Annotated in this window: 16 protein-coding genes; 6 read left to right on the top strand and 10 right to left on the bottom strand. The window is 63.4% G+C overall.

Going from position 1 to position 17,295, the window contains the following annotated elements; all coding sequences use genetic code 11:
• The first annotated feature begins 49 nt into the window (after positions 1–49).
• Complete coding sequence (locus NH14_RS15845) at positions 50–1,678, top strand: electron transfer flavoprotein-ubiquinone oxidoreductase (RefSeq protein WP_052148455.1); 1,629 nt, start codon at positions 50–52, stop codon at positions 1,676–1,678.
• 105 nt (positions 1,679–1,783) lie between these two features.
• Here the strand turns inward: NH14_RS15845 and NH14_RS15850 are convergent, their stop codons facing one another.
• Genes NH14_RS15850 through NH14_RS15860 form a run of 3 tightly spaced genes read right to left on the bottom strand, consistent with a single transcriptional unit; the run spans position 1,784 to position 4,297 of the window.
• Positions 1,784–2,680, bottom strand: a complete 897-nt coding sequence (locus tag NH14_RS15850; protein WP_035532770.1) for a sterol desaturase family protein — start codon at positions 2,678–2,680, stop codon at positions 1,784–1,786.
• A gap of 15 nt (positions 2,681–2,695) precedes the next feature.
• Positions 2,696–3,175, bottom strand: coding sequence for a hypothetical protein (locus NH14_RS15855; RefSeq protein WP_035532768.1), 480 nt, complete (start codon positions 3,173–3,175; stop codon positions 2,696–2,698).
• Positions 3,176–3,199: 24 nt separating this feature from the next.
• A complete protein-coding gene (locus NH14_RS15860; protein ID WP_052148445.1) occupies positions 3,200–4,297 on the bottom strand; it encodes a 2Fe-2S iron-sulfur cluster-binding protein in 1,098 nt (365 codons plus the stop codon).
• A 181-nt stretch (positions 4,298–4,478) separates the two neighbouring features.
• Between NH14_RS15860 and NH14_RS15865 the strand changes: the two genes are divergently transcribed.
• A complete protein-coding gene (locus NH14_RS15865) occupies positions 4,479–5,114 on the top strand; it encodes a Crp/Fnr family transcriptional regulator (RefSeq protein ID WP_161790883.1) in 636 nt (211 codons plus the stop codon).
• 61 nt (positions 5,115–5,175) lie between these two features.
• On the opposite strand, the gene NH14_RS15870 is transcribed toward NH14_RS15865, so the two are convergent.
• From NH14_RS15870 to NH14_RS34015, 7 genes are all read right to left on the bottom strand, one after another.
• Entirely contained in the window at positions 5,176–5,661 is a 486-nt protein-coding gene (locus tag NH14_RS15870; protein ID WP_035532764.1) for a c-type cytochrome, read from the bottom strand.
• Complete coding sequence (locus NH14_RS15875; RefSeq protein WP_035532762.1) at positions 5,658–6,155, bottom strand: c-type cytochrome; 498 nt, start codon at positions 6,153–6,155, stop codon at positions 5,658–5,660. Before NH14_RS15875 ends, NH14_RS15870 begins: the two co-directional genes overlap by 4 nt.
• Entirely contained in the window at positions 6,152–6,697 is a 546-nt protein-coding gene (locus NH14_RS15880) for a methylamine dehydrogenase light chain (RefSeq protein WP_035532760.1), read from the bottom strand. The genes NH14_RS15875 and NH14_RS15880 overlap by 4 nt, the downstream gene beginning before the upstream one ends.
• A gap of 38 nt (positions 6,698–6,735) precedes the next feature.
• On the bottom strand, positions 6,736–7,341 hold the full coding sequence (gene mauD, locus NH14_RS15885; RefSeq protein ID WP_035532758.1) for a methylamine dehydrogenase accessory protein MauD: 606 nt from the start codon (positions 7,339–7,341) through the stop codon (positions 6,736–6,738).
• Complete coding sequence (locus NH14_RS15890; protein WP_035532755.1) at positions 7,338–7,904, bottom strand: MauE/DoxX family redox-associated membrane protein; 567 nt, start codon at positions 7,902–7,904, stop codon at positions 7,338–7,340. Before NH14_RS15890 ends, mauD begins: the two co-directional genes overlap by 4 nt.
• Positions 7,905–7,911: 7 nt before the next feature.
• Positions 7,912–9,060: an amine dehydrogenase large subunit gene (locus NH14_RS15895; RefSeq protein ID WP_035532752.1), complete on the bottom strand. Its 1,149-nt coding sequence runs from the start codon at positions 9,058–9,060 to the stop codon at positions 7,912–7,914.
• A 180-nt stretch (positions 9,061–9,240) separates the two neighbouring features.
• Positions 9,241–10,179: a helix-turn-helix domain-containing protein gene (locus tag NH14_RS34015; protein ID WP_161790882.1), complete on the bottom strand. Its 939-nt coding sequence runs from the start codon at positions 10,177–10,179 to the stop codon at positions 9,241–9,243.
• A 289-nt stretch (positions 10,180–10,468) separates the two neighbouring features.
• Here NH14_RS34015 and NH14_RS15905 point away from each other — a divergent pair, with 289 nt between their 5' ends.
• The 4 genes from NH14_RS15905 (at position 10,469) to NH14_RS15920 (ending at position 17,156) form a co-directional block, all read left to right on the top strand.
• Positions 10,469–11,833 (top strand): DUF1329 domain-containing protein, encoded by a 1,365-nt coding sequence (locus tag NH14_RS15905; protein ID WP_035532746.1) that lies wholly within the window; start codon positions 10,469–10,471, stop codon positions 11,831–11,833.
• Between the two features lie 75 nt (positions 11,834–11,908).
• Positions 11,909–13,738: a DUF1302 domain-containing protein gene (locus NH14_RS15910; RefSeq protein ID WP_035532743.1), complete on the top strand. Its 1,830-nt coding sequence runs from the start codon at positions 11,909–11,911 to the stop codon at positions 13,736–13,738.
• A 64-nt stretch (positions 13,739–13,802) separates the two neighbouring features.
• Entirely contained in the window at positions 13,803–16,163 is a 2,361-nt protein-coding gene (locus tag NH14_RS15915; protein ID WP_035532740.1) for an efflux RND transporter permease subunit, read from the top strand.
• 30 nt (positions 16,164–16,193) lie between these two features.
• Positions 16,194–17,156: a WD40/YVTN/BNR-like repeat-containing protein gene (locus tag NH14_RS15920; protein ID WP_035532738.1), complete on the top strand. Its 963-nt coding sequence runs from the start codon at positions 16,194–16,196 to the stop codon at positions 17,154–17,156.
• Positions 17,157–17,295: the final 139 nt, after the last annotated feature.

Genomic DNA, 17,295 nt, shown 5'->3' on the forward strand with positions numbered 1-17,295 from the left:
GAGTATCTCGACAGTTGAAAATGACGGCTTCGCGCCTGTGCGCGAGTCGATGGAATACGACGTGGTGATCGTGGGCGGCGGGCCGGCAGGCCTGTCCGCGGCGATCCGCCTGAAACAGCTGGGAGCAGAAAAAGGCGCTGAGATCGGCGTATGCGTGCTGGAAAAAGGCTCGGAGATCGGGGCGCATATCCTATCGGGCGCGGTCATGGATCCGCGCGCCATCGGCGAGCTCATCCCCGACTGGAAAGAGCAAGGCGCGCCGCTGAACGTGCCCGTTACCGAAGATCAATTTCTTTTCCTTTCGGAAAACAGCGCGAAGACGGTGCCCAACTGGGCGCTGCCGGACAACTTCAAGAACCACGGCAACTATGTGATCAGCCTCGCGAACGTCACGCGCTGGCTGGGCCAGCAGGCCGAGGCGCTGGGCGTGGAAATTTTCCCGGGCTTTCCGGCCGCCGAAGTGCTCTTCAACGACGATGGTTCGGTCAAGGGTGTGGCCACCGGCAATATGGGCGTCGGCAAGGATGGCGAGCCCACGGAGAATTTCCAGCTCGGCATGGAGCTGCACGCCAAATACACGCTGTTTGCCGAAGGCTGCCGCGGCCATCTGGGCCGTCAACTGAACGAGCACTTCAAGCTCGGCAAGGACGCGGATCCGCAGGTGTACGGCATCGGCATCAAGGAGCTGTGGGAGATCGATCCCGCGAAGCACAAGCCGGGTCTGGTGATCCACACGGCCGGCTGGCCGCTCGAAAAGGACACTTACGGCGGCTCGTTCCTGTACCACACCGACAATAACCAGGTGATGGTGGGTTTTGTCATCGGTCTCGCGTACCAGAATCCGTATCTCTCGCCGTTCGAGGAATTCCAGCGCTACAAGACGCATCCGGCGATCCGCAAGTACCTGGAGGGCGGCAAACGCGTTTCGTACGGCGCACGCGCGATGACGGCGGGCGGGCTGATGTCGCTGCCGAAGCTCGTGTTCCCGGGCGGCGCACTGGTCGGCGACGACGCGGGCTTCCTGAACGCGGCGCGCATCAAGGGCAGCCACGCGGCAATCAAGACCGGCATGCTCGCGGCGGAAGCGGCGTTCGACGCGGTGCAGGCCGGCCGCCAGAGCGATGAACTCGCGGCGTATCCAGAAGCGTTCAAGCAATCGTGGCTGTACACGGAGCTGTACAAGGCGCGCAACTTCAAGCAGTGGATGAGCAAGGGCCTGTACCTGGGCACGTTGATGGTGGGCGTCGAGCAGAAGCTGATGGGCGGCAATGTACCGTGGACGCTGCATCACCAGCACCGCGATCATGAAATGCTCAAGCCTGCATCGCAGTGCAAGCCCATTGAGTATCCGAAACCCGATGGCAAGCTCACGTTCGACCGTCTTTCTTCAGTGTTTATTTCCAATACGAATCACGAAGAAAACCAGCCCGCGCATTTGACGCTGAAAGACGCCACCGTGCCGGTCGGCATCAACCTGAAAACCTACGCGGGCCCCGAATCGCGTTTCTGTCCCGCAGGCGTCTACGAATTCGTGAAAGACGATGCAGACGAAGACCGCCTGCAGATCAACGCGCAAAACTGCGTGCACTGCAAGACCTGCGATATCAAGGACCCGACGCAGAACATCGTGTGGGTTACCCCCGAAGGGGGCGGTGGGCCGAACTATCCAAACATGTGAACGAGTTGCGCACCCCGGGCGGCCCGTCTGGAACCGGCCGCTCTAGTTGTGCGCGCATCCACATTCCGTGCCGAGGCGTTCGTACACGCCTCGGTCGCGCCATCTTCAGTTCGTTACGGCAATGGCGATGCCGCTGGCCGTGACGATCACCGCATCCGCCGCAGCCAGTGCTGCTTCCGAGCTTTGGGCCAACGGCGTCCCTTGCTTCAAACTCGAACGCCCGTCACGCAGAAGCGGCCAGAACAGTTGCGCCATGCCGGGTTCCACGGGCATGCCCGCGGGCACGCCGTAGGCGTCCTGCCGCCGTGGTTGGGCCTGTTGGGTCGTGCCGTGCAGCACGTCCCAGACGCAGAGGATATTGCCGTAGTTCGAAGACGCATTGCCATAACGGCCAATGCCATGATGCGCGTGGTGAAAGTCCTGCAACACCACGACTTTCTCCACGACATCGAGCACCAGACGGCCAGTGCGATATCGCCGTACCCAAAGGTCCCAGCGATAGCCCGTGTGCTGCAGCAGCGTCACGACCCCCTTGAACCCGAATACCACCGCGGAAGCCGTGCCGGCGCCGAGATAGATCAACACAGGCGCCATCCACAAGGCCGGAACGAGAAAGTAGTAGAACGTATTTTCTCGTCCCGCCATCAGGACGTTCAGGTAGGTGGGCGTGTGATGGGGCTTGTGCAGGCGCCACAGCAACGGCCACTGGTGCGCCATGCGATGCAGCCAGTAGTTCAGGTAGTCGTCGATGACGAGGATGATCAGGAACATCGCCCACACCGGAACTTGAGCCAGCGCGCCCTTCCATTGCGGCAGGAAGCGGGCAATCGGCCAGGCGAGCGTCACGAGCAGCAGCGCCCGAACCGAAAAGGTCAGGATCTGGCTCAACACGTTGGTGCAGAGCTCACGCTTGCTCGACGCTTGCGGGTTGCGGAATTGTCCCGTCGACAGATCGAGGACGAGCAGGAAGAACATCAGGCCAAACACGATTGCGACATTCATGTTCTTTCTCCTTGCTCACGGCTGACTGGCGCTGTCACGCTGGTTTTCCATCAGGAACACCGCCTTTCCCACCTTGGTCGGGCTGACACTGGCCTCGACAGCAACGCTGCCCGAGATGCCGGCAAAGTCGCCCGTGCCGCTTTCGATGGAAATCTGTCCGCGATCGGCGTGTTCGGCATCCCCCTTGTAATGGAGGTAGGCGACGCCGCCGCCCGTCGACTTCAGCTCGCAGTCGCCGCCTCCCTCGACCTGTTTCGTGCCGTCCAGTGTGTCGATCACGTTGCAGAGCGCGTAGAAGCGCACCGTCTTGCCCTGCGCGGTGATGACGCCCGCGCCTTCGACGAGAACGTCAATGCGCGAGCGCTCGGGCGTGATGTTTATGCGCGACGAGTTCTTGATCGCGCCGCCAATGGTGAGGTGAATCGGAGTGCCGGCGGCGTGCGCGTGTGCAACGAGGGACAGCAGCAGGCTGGCGATAAGGGTTTTCTTCATCATGATGTTTGTCTCTGGTGTTCGGGATCAGGCGGCGGCTTCGGCGAGATGGCTGCGGTCGAAGAACCGGTCGTAATGGATGCAATGCGGCGGCGTTTGCCCGCGCAGTTTTTCCAGCGTTGCGTCGATCATCGGCGGTGGTCCGCACAGGTAGAAGCTGGTGTCCGCAAGGCTGCAAAAACGTTCGAGATGGTCGGTGCAGAATCCGCGCAAGCCCTCCCAGCCCGAGTCGGGGGCTTCGCCGGAGAGGACCGGGAGCACGAGCAGGCGCCCCGGCGCGGGCCAGTGACGTTGCAGGCGTTCCAGCGCGTCCATGCAGTACAGGTCGCGCTGGCTGCGCGCGGCAAAGAAGAGCGTCGTGTCCGGCGCGCTCGGCAATTGGCTCATGTGCTCGAGCATCGCCTTGATCGGTGCGAGCCCGCTGCCGCCCGCCACGCATACGACCGCGCGGCCGTCGTCGCGAAAGCCGAAATCGCCAAGCGGCCCCGTGATGGCGAGCGCATGGCCGACACGGTCTTCGGCAAAGAGCCATTCGGTGAACTGACCGCCGGGCACGCGCCGCACGTGGAATTGCACCTCGGTCTGCGGCCCGTCTTGCGCAGCACAACTGAACGAATAGCAACGCGGCGCGGACTCCAACGAGGGATGTCCAGGCACGCAAAGCTGTCCGTATTGTCCCGCGCGGTAGGCGAGGGCCTCGTCGAGCTCGACCGTAAGCAGGCGGATATCGTGATTCAGTTCCGTAACCGATTTGATGCGGCCGCCGGTGTTGATCAGCGCGCCTGCATCCATGCCATGCGAGAGGCCCGGCACGGCGAGCAGAATGTCGCTTTGCGCCTCGCTCTGGCACGCCAGCAGGTGGCCCCTCTGCAATGCCGCGGCATCGACATGGCTGGAAATATCGCGCTTGAGCCGGACCTTTCCGCGCACGAGGCGGCAGCGGCACGATCCGCATTCTCCCGTCATGCAGAGGTGCGGAATGCGGATGCCCTGGCGCACCGCGGCCTTGAGCACGCTTTCGCCGGGACGCAGCCAGCCGGATCCTGCGCCGTCGGCTATTTCGAGGCGAAACGCCCCCGGCGGAGGGCTGTCGCGCTCCGTCCTTGTGTTGTCTCCATCGTTCATTCTGTGTGTGCCTGGCTCGTGAATGGATCGGCACCGCTTTCTGTTCCTGACGGATTGCGATGCCACGCTTGCCACGCGAAATTTTTATCAGCCGGGTGCCGGGTAGAATATGAAGTAGTTCACAATGTTGGGGTTAGCGATGACTGTCCAGGACCCTCTCGGCCCTCATCTGCTGTTCGCCGTGCTCAACGAGGCAACGCGAGCCGAACTGTTCGCCGAGGGCAAGGAAGTGCGCTACCGCCCGGGGCAGACGATCCACCGGCAGGGCGATCGCGATCGCTCGCTGCAGATCATCATCGAGGGTCAGGTGAGTTTCAGCCGTCTCGATCTCGACGGGCGCAAAGTGAACGCCGCCGTTTTCGGACCGGGGGAGACGTTTGGCGAGATTCCGTTGCTGACGGGGCGCGCGCGCACGCATGACGCCGTGGCGGTAGGGTCTGTCCGGCTGCTGCGCCTCTCCGATCGTCAGTTCAGGGATCTGCTGAACCGCAAACCCGGTCTGCGCGACCGGCTGCTCGCGGAACTCGCCGAAAGGTTGATTCATGCGGCGGACAGGCTCGACAGCGCACTTCGCCTCTCGGTGCCGCAACGGGTCGCCCAATTTCTCGTCGCCGAGGTGGAGCGGAGTGCGGGCGGACGGTCTCTCGGTGTGCGGCAGACGGATATTGCCGAAGCGCTGGGCGTGACGCGCGAGGCGGTTGCAGCGGCCTTGAGGCAGTTCCGGGAGGCGCGCTTGATCGAGACCCGCTACCGCGCGATCGATGTTCTCGATGTCGAGGCATTGCGCCTCGCAGTGGGGCGCACAACCGCAGCGTGAATTGCGCCGTGTACCGGCGGCAGGGGCGTCAACGAAACGTCCGATGAGTGCAGCGGCCGTTTCAGTAAACGGGCGCGACTTCGCGAATGCCGCGCCGCTGCATTTCACGCACGAGCGCCGCCCGGCGTGGGGCGACGTCCGCAAACGCCGGGCGGCGATGTTCTGCGATTTCCGCCGCCGTATAGGGCTTGAAGTCCGGTGGCAGCGCCTCGCGGTTCATGGTCATGAGCAGCCAGTTCAGCACGTCGGCCAACTGCTGATCCGAGAGTGCGGAGTTGGATGCGCCCGGCACGCGCATGACGTACTCGCGCCCGCCAGGCACGCGCTCGAAGTAGCCAAGCGAGTGCGCAAGCGGCGGGACCTTTCCGGCAATGCCGCCGCCGGTGGCCGTGTGACAGCCCATGCAGTTCTGGATCCAGTGCTGCCGGGCGAGGGGCCACGCGCTGTCATGGTCGGCGGCCGCGCCGAGTTCGCCCGCCGTCGCGGCACCCGTCCAGAGCGAGACCAGCACGAGGCAGCAGGTCATCGACCGGAAAACGGCTTTCATCGCAGGCCCAGTGCTTTCGTGACGGCTGCGCGCTGAGCGTAGACAGCGCCGGCGTCCATCGATTTCGCGCGGGAGGCCTTGATTTCCGCCGCCGTGAACGGTTTCGCCGCGCCGTGGCTGCTGCCGTTCAGGTCGAATACGACGTAGTTCAGCACCTGGGCGAGTTCGTCGTCGCTGAGGCTGTCGAAGTTGGGCATCTTGAAGTTGTAGGTCTTGTCCGCGACGCGGATCTCCCCATACATGCCGTGCAGGACCGTATCCGGAAGCTGATGCCGGCCTTGCGCCGAGGCCGCATAGTGGCCGGGATACGCGGTGAGCGGCGGCGCGAGGCCGTCCTGTCCTTTGCCGCCTGCCTGATGACAGACGGCGCAGCGGGCATCGAAGGTCGCCTTGCCTGCCGGGAAATGGATCGCCTCGGCGCGGGCCGCGCCGGATATCGCGCCGAGCGCGATGAGCGCAGCGGCGCCGCGGAACTTGAAGGCAGCGATTTTCATTGTTTGGCGGCTCCCAGAAGAACGGACACCGAGCAGTGGTAGTTCGAATTGCTGTTCGCCATGCACCAGTTGATGTCGTTATTGAGCGAAAGTTTATAGAGCGGCTTTTCGCGTTCGTTGCGGTTGCAGAAGCATTGCCCGCAGGAAGTCTTGCCGCAGCAGTCGTTATACGAAACGATGTAGTCGGAGCCGTCGTGCGGATTGCGGCAGGTGCCGATCCACGTAATCGGCGAAGCCGTGGTGCCCGGCGGACAACTGCTCGACGTGCCGCCGCAGCAACTGCAGAGCCAGCCGTCGATCGCGCAGTACTTCCAGTAGTCGCAGCTCGTGGGGTCGTCGACGCCCGGCGCGAGGGCGGTCGCCCCCGCACCGCTCGCGGCAGCGGCCCTGTCTGCTGCGTAAGCCGTGCGATCGACGGGCAGCAAGGGAACGAGCGCCGAGCCAACGAGCACCTTGCCTAGCCGCGCCATCGCGCTGCGCCGGGAGCTTCGCTGCGCCACGCCGCGCGCCGAATGCTCGAACCATGAATCAAACCACGCCATACAGGGAATCTCCGGTCAAATTGAATGAGGGGCGGCGCTCACGCGTGCTGTTCGCCGTGCACGTACTGCTGCAGTGACGCCACGCCGCGTTCCTTCGCTTCGAACAGGCTTTCGAGGTGCTCGCGCGTATTGACGAGTCCTTTCGCGCGCACCTTGCCGTTTTCGTCGAGCAGGACCGCGTACGGAAGCTTGCCGATCTGGTAAGCCATGCCGAGTTCCTGGGAAAGCACGTACGGGAAGCGCTCGAGCCGTTGCTTCTGCGCGAAGCGCGTGTGGTCGGCCAGGTCGCCGTCGCTTGCCAGCACGACGTTGACCGGCGTCGCTTCGCTCGTCTGAATCGAAGGCAGCAGCGGCAGGAGCTTCTTGCAGACCGGACACGTCGGCGAGAGGAAGAACAGCAGGGTGGCCTTGCCGGTTGCGTCGAGGCCGCCGATCTTCACCGCGCGCCCCTGGATATCGGTCAGTTCGAAAACCGGCGCGATCGCGCCGACGGCCGGACCCTTGTCGATCATCAGCGCGCCGGCCGGCATGATGCGCTCGTACAGGATGCCGACCTGACGAACGAGCGCGAGACAGATTGCGCCAAGCGCGAGCACGGCTGCCCACAGCATGGCGGTGGAAACGGCGAGAGCGGTTTGCATCATGAATTCCTCAGGTGTTCGAGCTTCGGGCCGTTGGCGATCAGTGCGTCCAGCGCGAGCAGCACGCAGACGATCGAAAGGACAGCGAATAAAAGCGTGAGATAGTCGAATGAGACGGTGGGGCGCGCAGTGCTTTCCAGGTAAGCCGTGGCCGTGAGCGCGGCAAGCAGGCCGAGTCGCGCGACGTGCCACCAGCCAATGCCGCGCGGGACGGCGTCGGGCCTTCCTTGCGCGAGGGCGGCCAGGCCGGAGCAGCCGCAATCGATGTTCGTATGGCCGCGCAGGATGTTGAGCGCGAGACCCGCGGCGAAAAGGGCGAACAGGGCGATGAGCAGCGTCGCTCCATCCGCGCGCGTTTCCTTGCAAAGGAGCGCGAGCGCGCCGAGCGTTTCCGCGGCCGCTATCGCGATGGCGCCAGGCCAGACGAGTCTTTCCGGAACGATCCGCCATGCGGAGAGTGCGTCGCGGAACGCGACGGGACGTCTCCATTTGGCCAGCGCGCCCAGCAGGACGATGATCGCCGCGCCCGATTGCGCGGCGTCAGCGAGGACAGGATCGATCTGCATGGCGGCCTCAGGGGTTCACGAGCAGCGTCGGCGTGCGCGCCACGTGTTGCGTGATGTAGCGGAGTTTGCCGGTCTGCGCGTCCTGCACCACCAGATCGCCGGTCAGCGTGAGGCCGTAGAGCAGGGGGTGGTCGTCCTGGCTGACTTGAATCGACGCGACGAGCGGAGGGATCTTCTGATCCGCGAGGCTCCATCGCGCGATGCGCTTGTGGGTGTTCAGGTCGAACACCCAGATCTCGCTTGCGGGTTCCTTGTGCGAGCCGTCGGCCCCTTGATGCATGGCGACGTAGAGGCGATGCGTCCGGTCGTGGACGGCAGTCGGCTGGAGGCCGCCGGGCCGCCATCCGGAAGCGCGTTCGGCGTCGGTGACGAGCGGCCAGGGCTTGCCGAACACCGCCTTTTCGCCCCGGAAATCGGCAGTGCGAATCATGCCGTGGAAGGTGGTGAAGACGTAGCCGCCTTGCGACGGCGAGGCGTTCGCAAACGCCGGGTCGCGCTCGACGTCGATGAACGGTTCGGACATGACGCGGCGGCTTTCCTTGCCGTTGGCGTCGAGCGTGATGGTCAGCGCCTTGCCGCTTTCGCACAACGCCGTGAACTTGCTCGGACCGCTCGGCAAGGCCAGCACGCAGGCGGCCATGTCGATCTCGCCGGCCAGCTTGCGCGAGCGTGCGTCGACCACGCTCACTGACGCCGACGGCGTGAGATTAGAAACATAGATATGCTTACCATCGGAACTGAAAGTCGTGTTCCATGCAGAAGGAACCGATTGGGCGTGCTTCGCCGGGATGATGGTTTCGCCGGCGTGATCGAGCGTGCTGTTATCGGTGAACTCCATCACGTCCGTGCGCGCGCCATGCGATCCGCGCGAGAAGTAAGTTGTCGCGACGACACTCGTCTTGTGATCGGGCGAGATGACGAAGCCCGGCAGAAAGCCCGCGTCGATCTGGCCAAGTTCCTTGCGCGCGTCTGCGTCGTACAGGTAGATCCGGCCGTCGGTGGCGGCGTCGCCGGAGGGATCGACGATAAAAATCTCATGAGGATGCCAGGCCGGCATCTTCTGAATGGTCAATTCTTCCGGCTTTTCAGCGGCCGTTGCGGCGCCCGCGAATGCCAGAACCGCCGCGGCAGCCGCGGCGCGCTTTCTGATGGTCATGTTCACTCCTCGATCGAATCTCGATTCGGAGCGGACTGTAATACGGTATGAGCGGACCCGATGGCTCGAATCGGCAGACCGTGGATGAGGGCTTGCCCTGGTGCGGCGAGCGTATGGCAGGAAACCGCGCGAGGGCCACGCGGTTTTCGGTGTGAGTGCCGCGCGTTCGGCGCGGTGGGTTCAGGCGCGAGAGCCGAAGCGCGGAGTCTGCGAGGGTAGCTCGCCGAACAGGCGCTGGTAGTTGCTGGCGAATTTGCCGAGATGGACGAAACCCCAACGGGCGGCGATGCTCGCAATGCTCATTTGCGCGGCATGCTCTTCGCGCAGCATCTTGCGCACGCCGCACAGCCGCACCGCGCGCAGATAATCGGCAGGCGACTCGCCGGTGATTTGCCGGAAGCACGTTTGCAGCGTGCGGCGGCTCACGCGCAGCTCGGTGCAAAGATCGAGGACTGTCACCGGACTGCCCGCGTGACGCATCACGTAGTCCTGGCTGCGCCGGACGATCTCGCTGTAGGTGAGCCGGGTCAGGTCCTCACGCGGCGCAGGCGCGAGTTTCTCCATGGCCAGGAACATGTCGTCGAGCAGCGCTTTACGGAAGGCATATCGCGTGGCGGGGCACGCGAGCCGATCAGCGTTTGCCCTTAGCTCGCCCACACGCGCATGGAGCCTGTGGAGCGCTTCCGGTGACGTCTCGCCGTGTGGCGTCCGGGCATGACTTCGGGCGTCGCGCTGGTGCGTCGAGCGACTGAGATGTTCGGCCATGCTGTCGAATTCCGACTCGGCCAGGGTAATGCCGAACATCGTGGCGTCCGATGGAAGGTGCACGACCCAATCGTTGTCGCTGCGTGCGGCGCCAATGGTGCGATTGGTGATTTCGCGGCCGCGCGACGTGGGCGCCACCGACGAATGCGAAACCCAGCCGATGCCGACCATGCCTGCCGATACCCGGCCGCATTCCACGACACGCCGGTTGACCTGTTCGCAGAAGAGATGCAGCCCGTCCAGGTCGAACTGTTCCAGGGTGCCGCCGAACTTCCCTCTTTCGATTTGAAAGTATTGCTGCTCGATGTTGGCGAGATGCTGCGCATGTTCGCCGGCGTCGGCGTAATGCCGCACGGAATAGTGAGTAGCCATTGCAAAGTTCGAAGCCGGGCGAGCGGGTTACGCCGGCCTTCCTGAAGAGAGTTGCTGAATTCCGGGGACAGGTTCTGGAGCGTGCGCGCGGGCGCGCCTCCGTCTTGCGGGACCCGTAGCGGTGGACCGTACCACGGAAAAAAAACGCCTGGAAGGCGGGTTGCAAGCTGGCACACCCGTATTTTCCCCAAGGGTGCGAGTTGCCGATTCGGGCCAGGCGCGCAATGCACGGTCCGTTAAAGTCGGTCCCGACTTGACAGAAGGGAGAGAGATGATGAAGAAGCGGAGCATGGGTGCTGCATGTATCGTCGCGGCCACCGTTTCGGTTGCTTGCCTGGCGGCGTCCGCGGACAACCTCACGCCGGCGGGCGCGAATCCCGCGGCGAGCAGCGATGGGGTCGTCCCTGCGTTCGCGGGACGCGAGGCGCCCGAGCAGGGCTGGGCATACGGCAAATACCGCGGCGATTTCTGGAAGCACCGCGCGGAGAAGCCGCTTTATTCGATCGACGCCTCAAACGTCGACAAGTATGCCGCTCACCTCTCGGCCGGTCAGATTCAGTTGATCAAGCAACGCAAGGGATACCGGATGGATGTCTATCCGGCGCATCGCGAGTGCCAGCTTCCCGAGGTTGCCGAGCAGAATTCGCGCGAGAACCTGACCGCCGCGAAGCTCGACGCGGGCGGCTCGATGCTTCAGTCGGCGTATTTTCCGGGCGTCGCCTTTCCGAAGCCGCAAAACGGCGCGGAGGCCATCCTGAACTTCGAGTACCGCTATCGCGGCGTCGGTATCGAATGGCCGTCGACGACGACCGCCGTATCGCCGCGTCCGGGCAGCGACGACTGGATCATGACGATGGGGCCGCAGAGTTTCTATCTCCCGTCGGGCAAGCTGGGCAAGAACACGCCGAGCGACGTCGACCAGCTTAGCCTCGCAGGCTACTTCGGCTACAACTCGCCGGCGGCGATGGCGGGACAGGGTGGCATGCAGCGCCAGTACTACGATAAGGACTCTGAAACATTCTACTACTTTCCCGGCCAGCGCCGCGTGCGCCGCATGCCGGCGTATACGCACGACGCGCCGCAGATCGGTTACGAGAATCAATACACGGTAGACGACGCGAACATGTTCAACGGCTTCATCGACAGGTTCGACTGGAAGCTGATCGGCAAGCGCGAAATGCTCGTGCCGTACAACGACTTCGCCATGTACGACTTCAACGCGAAGTTCGCCGACGTCGCGAAGCCCGACGGCCTGAGCGAGGCGAGCCGACGCTACGAGATGCATCGCGTCTGGGTCGTCGAGGCGACCGTCAAGCCGACGGCGCGACATGTCGCGTCGAAGAAGATCTTCTATCTCGACGAGGACAGCTGGCTTGCACTCGTCGGCGAAGACTACGACGCACAAGGCAAGCTCTGGAAGGTGCGCGAGGGCTACCCGATTCCGGTCTGGGAGCTGGGCGGCGCGTGCGACCTCGAAGCGTTCGCGCAGTACGACCTGAACGACGGGCGCTACGTGTTCGACCAGTCGCCGATCGGTGCGGGAAAGGACATTCACTGGTACTCGCAGTCGAACGACAGCCGCTTCAAGTCGGACTACTACAGTGCGGAGACACTGCGCTCGATCAGCGAGCGTTGATCCGGGTGCGGCGCAAGGGGCGCGGGCCAGCACACGCCCGCGCCATGCGCCTCAACCCATACAAAGAGGATAGCCATGAAGGCACAGGGGATAGGGAAGTCGGTTTGCGCTTCGCTCGTCGCATTGGGGGCGGCAAACCCGAGCGCATACGGCTATGAGTTCACGACGGGCGTGGGCGACATGCAGGGATCGTGGGTGACCAACCTCACGGCAGGGGCTGGCATACGCCTGAAAAATCCGAGCTGTTCGTTGATCGGCGATCCCAACGCCGAGGGCTGCGGGGCAGCGGCAAACACGAATCAATGGGGTTTCGGCGACAACGGCAACCTGAACTACCGGAAAGGCCAGCTCTATAGCACGTATGTCAGCGCGACCAGCGAGCTGCTCCTGACGATGCCGAGCGAGGGTGTGAAGTTCATGGTCCGCGGCACCGGCATGTACGATTTTCTCGCGAAGGATACCGCGAGAACGCCGCTCACGAGCGCGGCGGAAGCGCAGGCGGTGTACGACGCGCAACTGCTCGATTTGTGGGTCGAGAAGGACTTCACCATCAGCGACAGGCCGGCGCACGTACGGCTCGGCAACCAGGTGATCAACTGGGGCGAGAGCGCGTTCGCGGCGGGTGGCATCAATGCGACCAACTCGCTGGATATCCAGAAGCTGCTGATTCCAGGCACGCAGCTCAAGCAGGCGCTGCGTCCCGCGCCGATGCTGAGCTTTGCAGCCGATCTTTCTCATGGATTCAGTACTGAGGATTACTACCAGTTCCAATGGAACGGAAATCGCTATCCGCCGGTCGGCACGTACTGGTCGATCACGAACAGCTTTGGCCGCGGTGCGGAACCGCTTACGCTGAACACGAACAACCTCAACGCGGCGGGCTTCAGTGCGGGAACCATCGCGGGGCCCAATAGCGGCAACGCCGGAACGATTGCGGCGATCAACGGCGGGCTTGTCAACGGCGACTTCGCCGGGCCGCCGTTCAATACGATCGGCGTTCCGGTGTCCACTGAACTGCCCGCAAAATACCGGCCGCAATTCGGCGTGAAGTTCAACTACCGGCCGCGAACAATCGACGCGAACTTCGCGTTCTATTACGAAAACTATACCGACAAGTCGCCAGTGATATCGGCGCTGCCCAACGGGACCGCACAGTTCTCCTTTCTCCAGAACCGTCAGCTTTTCGGTGTCAGTGCGAACTTTGGACTCGGCGAATGGGCAATCGGCACCGAGCTCTCGTATCGTCCGCATGATGCCGTTGCGCTTTCAAGCTGTTTCGGCGCGGGCGGTCCGCTCGATTCGAACACCAATGGGGTTTTTGGCGTCGACTGCCAGCAGTGGGCCGACAAGAAGAAAATTCAGTATGACATCAATGGCATTCTCAGCCTCACGCGCAGCGAGTACCCGTTTCTCAAGCTGATCGGCGCGGATATGGCCGTGCTGACGACCGAGCTGACGTGGATCTACTATCCGGGCCTCAGTTCGAGCGGCGTGACGCGCACGGTGGGTGGTCAAGCCGTGACGCAGGTTCCTGCTGCTGGCTATCTGCCGTGGCTCAACTATGGCTCGGGTGTCGGCTATCCGATCGCCATGGCGCAAGGCACGTCCAGTTCGGTCGGCGCGACCATCGACTTCAACTGGACTTACGACGGCAGCCTCATCCCGGGTTGGCAGGTGACGCCCGGCGTGACGTTCTCGGATGCGCTCTACGGCTATACGCCGACGTTCTCCGCGAATTACCTGCAAGGGGCGAAGTCGGTCAACGTCTACGTGCTGTTCAACCAGAACCCGGCCGTATGGCAGGCCGGGATCAACTTCACGGCGTTCTTTGGCGGCCACCAGACGGTGGGCCAGCCTTTCGCGGACCGCAATTTCGTCGGCATGTTCGCGACCCGGAACTTCTAGGGTCTCGAACGGGAATCGGGTTCTTGCCGTCGAACGCCGTCTGCCAATCTGAAGGGAAATTTTCGTGCTAAATCGCCTGGTCTGTCGTCTTGAGACGCTTTTGTTTGGTCATCGCGCCGTCGTGCTGATTGCGATTGCGGCATTCACCGCGGTCATGGCCGTGTTCGCCACGCAGTTGCGCATGGACGCGGGCTTCGACAAGCAGATGCCGATCGGACACGAGTACATCCAGACGTTCCAGAAGTACCGGAACGACCTGTTCGGGGCGAACCGCATCACGGTGGTGGTGCGCGCGCGCAAGGGCTCCATCTGGACGCCCGATGGGCTCGCACGCCTGTACAAGGTCACGCAGGCCGTGACGTATCTGCCGAATGTGGACCGGTTGGGCGTGCAGTCGCTCTGGACGCCTAATGCTTACGTCAACGAGATCACGGAAGATGGCTTTCGCGCCGACCCGATCATCAGCGGCACGGTCACGCCGGACCAGTTGACGCCCGCGATCATCGAAAAGATTCGCCGCTCCACGACGCAGGGCGGCTATATCGGCACGCTCGTTTCGCATCACGAAGATAGCGCGATGATCACGGCCGAACTCACCGAACGGGACCGTTCCGGCAAGGTGCTCGACTACCTGGCGTTCAACCGCCTGCTGGAGAGCCAGATCCGCAAGCCGTTCGAGGACGCAGGCTACGAGATCCAGATCATCGGCTTCGCCAAGCAGATTGGCGATATTGCCGACGGCGCGACGTCGGTGCTCGGCTTCTGCGGCATCGCGCTCGTTCTCACCGCGCTCGCGGTGTACTGGTACAGCCACTCGATCCGCTTCACGATCTTGCCGATCGCCTGTTCGTTGACATCGCTCGTCTGGCAGTTCGGCACGCTCAGGCTGCTCGGCTTCGGGCTCGATCCGCTTGCCGTGCTCGTGCCGTTTCTCGTCTTCGCCATTGGGGTGTCCCATGGTGTTCAGCAGGTCAACTACATCGTGCGCGAACTCTCGCTCGGACGCACGCCGCTCGAGGCCGCCCGCCACAGCTTCAGCGGATTGCTGGTGCCAGGCGTGCTCGCGCTCGTCACCGCCTTTGTTTCGTTCGTCACGCTTTTGCTGATTCCGATTCCCATGGTGCGGGAGCTGGCCATCACGGCTTCCCTCGGGGTGGGCTACAAAATCGTGACGAATCTCTTCATGCTGCCGGTCGTGGCGTCGTGCTTCGATTTCACGAAGACCTATGCGGACCGTGCCCTCGAGCGGCGCGAGCGCCGTTCGGCGTGGCTTCAGGGGCTCGCGCGCGTTGCCGAGCCGCGCTACGCGCCGCTGGTCATCGTGCTCACGCTCGTCGTGTTCGCAGTGGCCGTGTGGCAGAGCCGCGAGCGTGTCATCGGCACGCTGGAGCCGGGCGCTCCGGAACTGCGTGCGGATGCGCGCTTCAACCGCGATGCGCTCTCGATTGCCGGCAGCTACGACGTCGGACTGGACTGGCTCACGGTGGTTTTCGAATCGAACGGTTCGTCGTGCGACAAGCCCGCGCTCGGCTTCTATGAAGACGATTTCGCGGCCGCCATGCAAACCGAGCCTGGCGTGGTGTCGGTGCAGTCGTTTCCGGCGATGCTGCGCACGTATAACGAAGGCTACAACGAAGGCTATCCGAAGATGAATGTGGTGCCGATCGACGCCAGCAATTACGGTGCGCTGGCAGCCGAAGTCGGACGCGTGAAAGGCTTCATGAACAGCGACTGCAGCATGACCGCCGTTCACCTTTTCCTTGCCGACCACAAGGCGGCGACCATCAATCGCATTCTCGCGGACGTGAAGCAATACCGCGCGACGCACGAGATGCCCGGGGTCGCGATACGCCTCGCGGCGGGCAACGCCGGCGTGCTCGCGGCAACCAACGAGGAAGTGGCGAAGAGCGAACTGCCGATGATGCTCTATGTGTATGCGGCAATTCTGGTCCTCGTGTTCCTGGCTTACCGCGACTGGCGCGCGATGGTGGCCTGCTGTGCGCCGCTCACCGTGGCGACCTTCGTTGGCTACTGGTTCATGAAGGCGCTGCACATCGGACTCACGGTTGCGACGCTTCCCGTCATGGTGCTTGCCGTGGGCATTGGCGTCGATTACGCCTTCTATATCTACAACCGGCTGCAACTGCATCTTGCCGGCGGGGAAAGCATCGTGAAGGCGGTGGAGCATGCGATGCTCGAAGTCGGCGTGGCGACGATCTTTACGGCGATCACGCTGGCGATTGGCGTGGCGACCTGGAGCTTCTCCGCGCTCAAGTTTCAGGCCGATATGGGCAAGCTGCTGGCCTTCATGTTCGTGGTCAACCTGCTGATGGCGATGATCGCGCTGCCCGCGCTTGCTTCGCTGCTCGAGCGCTGGTTCCCTCGAACGAAGCCCGCGCGGGCGCCGGGCCTGCTGAGTCACTGAGCCGAACGGACTTTTCTGGAACAGATAGCCATGCTGAAAACAATCGCAGTTTGCGCCGGGTTGTGCGCCTGCTTGCCGGTGCTCGCGCAAACGGCCGACAAGCCCGCTACGCTCATCGAGGCGCCCGCACATGCCTGGCATGCCCCGGAAACCAAAATGATGCTCGATGCAACGCGCGCGGGGACGCGCATCGTGGCGGTGGGCGAGCACGGCATCGTGCTGCTGTCCGACGACGATGGCCGGTCGTTTCGTCAGGCCGCCAGGGTGCCGGTCAGTTCGACCCTCAACGCGGTGACATTTGCGGATGCCGGGCACGGTTGGGCGGCCGGGCATTGGGGGACGATTATCGCCACCGAGGACGGCGGCGAGACCTGGAAATTGCAGCGAGTCGATACGTCGACGGACCAGCCGCTTTTCTCGGTTGATTTTCTTAATGCGCGCGACGGTTTTGCGGCGGGGCTTTGGTCGCTGCTGCTCGCGACGCACGACGGCGGCAGCACCTGGACGCGGGTTCCGCTGCCGAAGCCGGCGGGCGGCAGTCGCGCGGACCGGAATCTGTATCGTGTCTTTAGCGATCGCACGAACTCAATCTATGTGACTGCGGAGCAGGGGGCGGTATTGCGGTCCAAGGACGGTGGCGCGAACTGGACGTGGCTGGATACGGGGGGCAAGGGTTCGCTATGGGCGGGGGTTGCCGCGGCGGACGGCCGGCTCTTTGTCGGCGGACTGCTAGGCAATCTGTACGAGAGTAGCGATCGGGGGGAAACCTGGTCGCATGTCGATTCGCACGCAAGCGGGTCGATTACCGATCTGGTCGACACGCGCGACGGTGTAGCGGGTGTCGGGCTCGATGGCTTTGTGCTTGAAACTCAAAGCGGCTCGCCGGACTTCACCGCGACACAGCGCGCCGACCGCGCTGCGCTGACGGCTGTCGTGATCAATGGGAAGGGTGCGCCGGTGTTGTTTTCGAAGGATGGTGTGATGGGGCGGTGAATTTTCCAACCCGGCTTTCAGAAGATTGGTGCCCTCTATCACCGCCAGTGCCCATATGCAGTGCAGCGGATGACGAACGGCTCGCTGAGGCGGTCCGGCTGGAAGCAAAGGTGAGGCTGAGATGAGAAAGATGTGAGGC

Source organism: Paraburkholderia sacchari, from assembly GCF_000785435.2.
Classification (GTDB): domain Bacteria; phylum Pseudomonadota; class Gammaproteobacteria; order Burkholderiales; family Burkholderiaceae; genus Paraburkholderia; species Paraburkholderia sacchari.

Bases quoted from the DNA above. Each gene is read 5' to 3' on its own strand.
- NH14_RS15855 (WP_035532768.1), bottom strand. From the start codon at position 3,175: ATGATGAAGAAAACCCTTATCGCCAGCCTGCTGCTGTCCCTCGTTGCA.
- NH14_RS15850 (WP_035532770.1), bottom strand. From the start codon at position 2,680: ATGAATGTCGCAATCGTGTTTGGCCTGATGTTCTTCCTGCTCGTCCTC.
- NH14_RS15880 (WP_035532760.1), bottom strand. From the start codon at position 6,697: ATGGCGTGGTTTGATTCATGGTTCGAGCATTCGGCGCGCGGCGTGGCG.
- NH14_RS15895 (WP_035532752.1), bottom strand. From the start codon at position 9,060: ATGACCATCAGAAAGCGCGCCGCGGCTGCCGCGGCGGTTCTGGCATTC.
- NH14_RS15920 (WP_035532738.1), top strand. From the start codon at position 16,194: ATGCTGAAAACAATCGCAGTTTGCGCCGGGTTGTGCGCCTGCTTGCCG.
- NH14_RS15905 (WP_035532746.1), top strand. From the start codon at position 10,469: ATGATGAAGAAGCGGAGCATGGGTGCTGCATGTATCGTCGCGGCCACC.
- NH14_RS15870 (WP_035532764.1), bottom strand. From the start codon at position 5,661: ATGAAAGCCGTTTTCCGGTCGATGACCTGCTGCCTCGTGCTGGTCTCG.
- NH14_RS15890 (WP_035532755.1), bottom strand. From the start codon at position 7,904: ATGCAGATCGATCCTGTCCTCGCTGACGCCGCGCAATCGGGCGCGGCG.
- mauD (WP_035532758.1), bottom strand. From the start codon at position 7,341: ATGATGCAAACCGCTCTCGCCGTTTCCACCGCCATGCTGTGGGCAGCC.
- NH14_RS15875 (WP_035532762.1), bottom strand. From the start codon at position 6,155: ATGAAAATCGCTGCCTTCAAGTTCCGCGGCGCCGCTGCGCTCATCGCG.
- NH14_RS15910 (WP_035532743.1), top strand. From the start codon at position 11,909: ATGAAGGCACAGGGGATAGGGAAGTCGGTTTGCGCTTCGCTCGTCGCA.
- NH14_RS15860 (WP_052148445.1), bottom strand. From the start codon at position 4,297: ATGAACGATGGAGACAACACAAGGACGGAGCGCGACAGCCCTCCGCCG.
- NH14_RS15845 (WP_052148455.1), top strand. From the start codon at position 50: ATGGAATACGACGTGGTGATCGTGGGCGGCGGGCCGGCAGGCCTGTCC.